5 protein-coding genes are annotated in these 4,428 nt (G+C 70.4%); 3 read left to right on the plus strand and 2 right to left on the minus strand.

The window, feature by feature from the left end:
- On the plus strand, positions 1 to 1,062 hold a 1,062-nt coding region (locus G4D87_RS34145), incomplete at its 5' end, for a PCRF domain-containing protein (protein ID WP_163786861.1).
- Between the two features lie 16 nt (positions 1,063 to 1,078).
- Here the strand turns inward: G4D87_RS34145 and G4D87_RS34150 are convergent.
- Positions 1,079 to 1,651 (minus strand): hypothetical protein, encoded by a 573-nt coding sequence (locus G4D87_RS34150; protein WP_163786862.1) that lies wholly within the window; start codon positions 1,649 to 1,651, stop codon positions 1,079 to 1,081.
- A 165-nt stretch (positions 1,652 to 1,816) separates the two neighbouring features.
- Between G4D87_RS34150 and G4D87_RS34155 the strand changes: the two genes are divergently transcribed.
- Positions 1,817 to 3,031 carry a polysaccharide deacetylase family protein gene (locus G4D87_RS34155; RefSeq protein WP_205507826.1) on the plus strand — a complete coding sequence of 405 codons (1,215 nt, stop codon included), beginning with the start codon at positions 1,817 to 1,819 and terminating at the stop codon, positions 3,029 to 3,031.
- A gap of 28 nt (positions 3,032 to 3,059) precedes the next feature.
- On the opposite strand, the gene G4D87_RS34160 is transcribed toward G4D87_RS34155, so the two are convergent.
- Positions 3,060 to 3,962, minus strand: coding sequence for a MaoC/PaaZ C-terminal domain-containing protein (locus G4D87_RS34160; RefSeq protein ID WP_163786863.1), 903 nt, complete (start codon positions 3,960 to 3,962; stop codon positions 3,060 to 3,062).
- Between the two features lie 146 nt (positions 3,963 to 4,108).
- Here G4D87_RS34160 and G4D87_RS34165 point away from each other — a divergent pair.
- Positions 4,109 to 4,428 (plus strand): hypothetical protein (locus G4D87_RS34165; RefSeq protein WP_240358834.1); only part of this gene is annotated, 320 nt, incomplete at its 3' end.

Consider the following 4,428-nt stretch of genomic DNA (forward strand, 5'->3'; position numbering starts at 1 on the left):
CCCTCCCCCACCGCGCAATTGCTGCTGCCGTCCGCTCGCGCGGCACCAGTGAAGCGGCGGCTGGACCGCAAGTCGCTCCTGTTCGAGATGGACCGCCTGGTAGGCAAGGCGCGCACCCTGGCGGACTCCGCCGGCCGGCCGCAGCTGGAGCAGCGCCGCGCGGAGCTGCTGGCGGAGACGCAGGCGCCCAACCTCTGGGACGACCCCACGCGTGCCGCCGAGGTCATCCGCGCCTTCCGCACCGTGGAGGCGCAGCTCAACGAACTGGAGCGGCTGGAGGCCGCGGGCCTGTTCGCGCGGCGGCTGGTGCGGGAGGCGAAGAACGAGGTGCAGCTCGGCTCCGCGGCGCGGCAGGTGGAGGACGTGGCGCGCGAGGTCCAGATGGCGGAGGCCCTGCACGCCTCCGGGGCCACCACCCAGGACACCGAGGCGCTGGTGGACATCTGCGCCAGTGACTCGGCGGAGGCCCAGGCGACCTGGGTGCAGGAGCTGGCCACCATGTACCTGGGCTGGGCCCAGCGGCGCGGCTACGAGGCGGTCGCGATCGCCGAGGCGGAGGAGCCCTCGCGCGTCGTCGTGCGCATCGCCGGACCGGGCGCCTATGGCTTCCTCGCGGGCGAGGCGGGCATGCACCGGCGGCTGGAGGACGAGAAGCGCCAGCGGGCCTATGTGCGCGTCCACCGCGGCGGCTCGCTCTCCGAGGAGGAGCTGGCGTACCTGGAGGTCCAGGGCCGGCCCATGAAGAGCCACGAGGGCGCCTACCTCCAGCGCGTCCGCACCGAGGTGACGGTGAAGGACGAGTCCTCCGGACGCGTGCTCACGCTCACGGGCGCCACGGAGCTTGACGAGCTGAAGGACATCGCCGCGCGTGTCGTCTACGGCCAGGGCAGCAACACGGACGAGGCACGGCGTTACTACCTGGGACGGGGCGCCCGGGTGGAGGACCCGCGCACCGGCGCCGGCACTCCTCGCGTGAAGGACGTCCTGCGCGGCGAGCTGGATGTCTTCATCGCCGCGTGGATTACACGGCCACCCACCGAGCCCCAAGCGCCCGGCAACTGAGCGCGGCCCCAAGGCCTCAGCGGGACATGTCCACGACTCGGAGCGTCGAAGGGCCCTCCGAGGCCGTGGCCATCGACTGGCCAAGCCTGCGGGCGCTCTCAGGGAAGGGGCCCCGCGCCAGCTCCCGACCCAACGGGCTCAGCACCTTGGCGACGGCCTGACCGAACCCCTTCTTCAGCCCCATGGCCTGGTGCGGCTCGCCCTTGCCGTCCGCCACCATGAAGAGCGACGACTCCAGCTCGGGAGGCGGCGCCTCGCCGTGCTGGCGGAAGATGTTCCGCATGTGCGCGATGGACTCGCGGTGGCTCTTCTTGATTTCGCCCCGCGCCATGCCCTTGAAGAGGCCGGGGACGTCTCGCAGGTCCACGTGAATCAGGACGATGGGCCGCTCCTCGCGCAGGTCATAGATGAACGAGTAGGCGTGCTGACGCAGCTCGTCCCGAGAGCCCCGGTTGGCGTACAACACCAGGGTGGGCCGGCCCTTGCCGATGGGGACCTCACGGCCGAATACGTCCTTCAGCTCGGCGGCCTGAGCGGGGATCGCTCCCAACAAGGCCAACAGACATGCGAGCGCGGCGACTTTCTTCATGCTGCGACTTCCTTTTCCAAGGGCATACCGTGGCTCGGACGAACACGGGGCTCCGCTATTCGAATCCCTTTTTGCCCAGGGCCCGGCCGGTTGCCTGACGTCAGCTCCGTCTGGTATCGGATTCATCATGCCGCGCGAGGCTGACTCGCTGTGGTGGGGGAAACCATGTCCAGACCGCACGGGGTGTTTCGAACGTTCGTCACGCTGCTCCTCCTGTCGCTGGCGGCGCCCGCCTTCGCCGCGACGCCCTTCACCGAGGGGATGGTCACCATCACCCTGGACGACGGCTGGGCCACGCAGTTCTCGCTGGCCCGCCCCGAGCTCAACGCGCGGAACATCCCCGCCACCTACGGGCTCGTCACCCTGGCCATCCACGAAGGCTGGGGCGGCTACATGTCGCTGGCGCAAGCCCAGACGCTCGTCTCCGAGGGCAATGACATCGCCAGCCACACGCTGACCCACCCGGACCTGACGTCACTGTCCCCGACCCAGCTCGTGGCCGAGCTGCAGGACTCACGTGCCTGGCTGGAGAGCGCGCTGGGCCTGCCCGCCGTCCCCAACCTCGTGGTGCCGTATGGCCTGCAGAACGGCCCGGTGCTCGACGCCATCCGCCAGCACTACGCCAGCAGCCGCACGGTGAACACGGGCCGCAACTTCCGCGACACCGTCGTCTACGAGCTGCGCGCCAACGACGTGGCCCGCACCGTGCCGGTCAGCACCGTCCAGGGCTGGGTGGACCAGGCCATCGCGGAGAAGAGCTGGCTCATCCTCGTCTTCCACGAGTTCGTCAACGGCACGCCGACCCGTGACACCGAGTACATGACGTCCCACTTCGCGGACATCCTCGACTACGTGCAGACGCACGGCGTGCGCACCGTGACGCTGGCCGAAGGCCTGGCCCTGACGGAGGGGCGCACCGAACCCGACTTGACGGCGGGCCTGTTCGTCTACACCGACGCGCTGCAGAACGGCTTCGCCAACTGGAGCTGGGCGGCCCACTCGCTCGACGAGACGGGGGTGGTCCATGCGGGCTCGGCCGCCATCCGCTTCGAGCCGGACACGTGGAATGGCCTGCTCTTCCACCACCATGGGCTGGACCTGGCGCAGTACCAGTCCATCCGCTTCTGGGTCCACGGCGGCAGCGCGGGAGGCCAGGCGGTGCGGCTGGTACTCCACGATGGCACGCAGATGCTTGGCACCACCCGCCTGGACATCGCGCTGGGGGCCCCCATCGCGCCGGGGGTCTGGCAGCAGGTGACGATTCCCCTCTCCAGCCTCGGGGCCACCACGGGCACGCTGCGGGACATCTACTTCCAGGATGACTCCGGCGCGGACCAGCCGGCGCTGTACCTGGATGACGTGGTGCTCGTGCCGCAGTGACGTCCTCGCGCTCGCGGCAGGCGCCTCGTCACCGCGCCGTCGGTGCCGCGCCCGGTGACAGGCGGCCCAGCACGTGGGGCTGCCCGTCCTCCGCCATCACCCGGTAGGCGACGATGCCCTCTGGCTGCGGCGCCGTCTGAAAGATGACCCGGGAGGGCAGCAGGAGCGGACGGCGGAACTCCGAGGACAGCGTGAGCGCGGGGGCCTCGGCGGCTTCGCCCATCTCCGCCACGCAGCGGCCCACGGTCCACATCCCATGGACGATGGCGCGGGGAAAGCCGAAGGGGCGCGCCGTGATGCCATACAGATGGATGGGGTTGTAGTCGCCCGAGGCCCGGGCGTAACGGCGGCCCGCGTTCTCCGGGACGGACCAACGGGCTGGACGGCTGTCAGCGAAGACTTGCGCCTCGTCCGAGGAGGGAGGACGCCCCGCCTCCCGGGGCCGCTCCCCCATTCCAGGCAGGCGGCGGAGCATGGTGGTGACGGCGCTCCACACCTGCGCGCCGTCCGACTCCACCACGGTGTGCAAATCCAGCTCGCGCCCCTGCCGCGCCTCACGCTGGCCTTCGACCCAGGCATGCACGGAGAGCCGGGCCCCCGCGTGCAGGCGGCGCTGCTGCTGGATGTGATTGCGCACGTGCACCATGCCCAGCAGCCGGTAGGGGAACGCCGGGTGGTTGAGCAGCGTGAGGTGCAGCGACGTCGCGAGCACCTGAGGAAAAGGCAGCGGCAGGGAGTCATCCTCGGGAAACCCACACACCTCCCGGTAGCGGGCCAGTTGACCGGCGTCCGGGGTGAAGCCCTTCACCCGCACCTCCAGGCGGGGCACCTCTCCGGGCCGCGAGGGCCGGCGTGCCACGGCGGCGCGCAGCAACTCCTTGGCGAGCAGCGGAGGCTGGGAGAGCTCGAGCGAGGGCGAAGTGTGGGACACGTTGGGACTCCAGGATGACGCAGGCGGACGTACCGCATGGCAGCACGCGCGGCCCCCGGCGTGAAGCAGAGAGTCCAGGAAAGGACGGCTTGGACTGTAAAGCCCCCCTTTCTCGGGGACACGGGGCGTGGGAGAACGCTGCCTCCGTGTCCTGCTTTGATGAAATCACCGCGCGTGCGCTCGCCGCTGGACAGCTTCATGCTTCGGAATCCAATCCATTGCGGAGACATGCGGAAGGCTGCCGCAAGTGCGCCCAGCTGCTGGCGCGGGTGACGCCGCCTGGCGCGGCGTCGCAGCGCACCGCCGTCGCGCAGGAAATATCGACGGACACGTCCACCCTGACGGCGGGCAGCGCTGACGACGACACGCTCCCCACCGAGCCCATCCGGGTGGGGAACCGGCCCACGGCCCGTGCGCCAGCGTCGGCATCGCCATCGGGCCCCAGGACTTCCGAACGCCCCTCCCG

The sequence above is a fragment of the Myxococcus vastator genome (genome assembly GCF_010894475.1).
Classification (GTDB): Bacteria; Myxococcota; Myxococcia; order Myxococcales; family Myxococcaceae; genus Myxococcus; species Myxococcus vastator.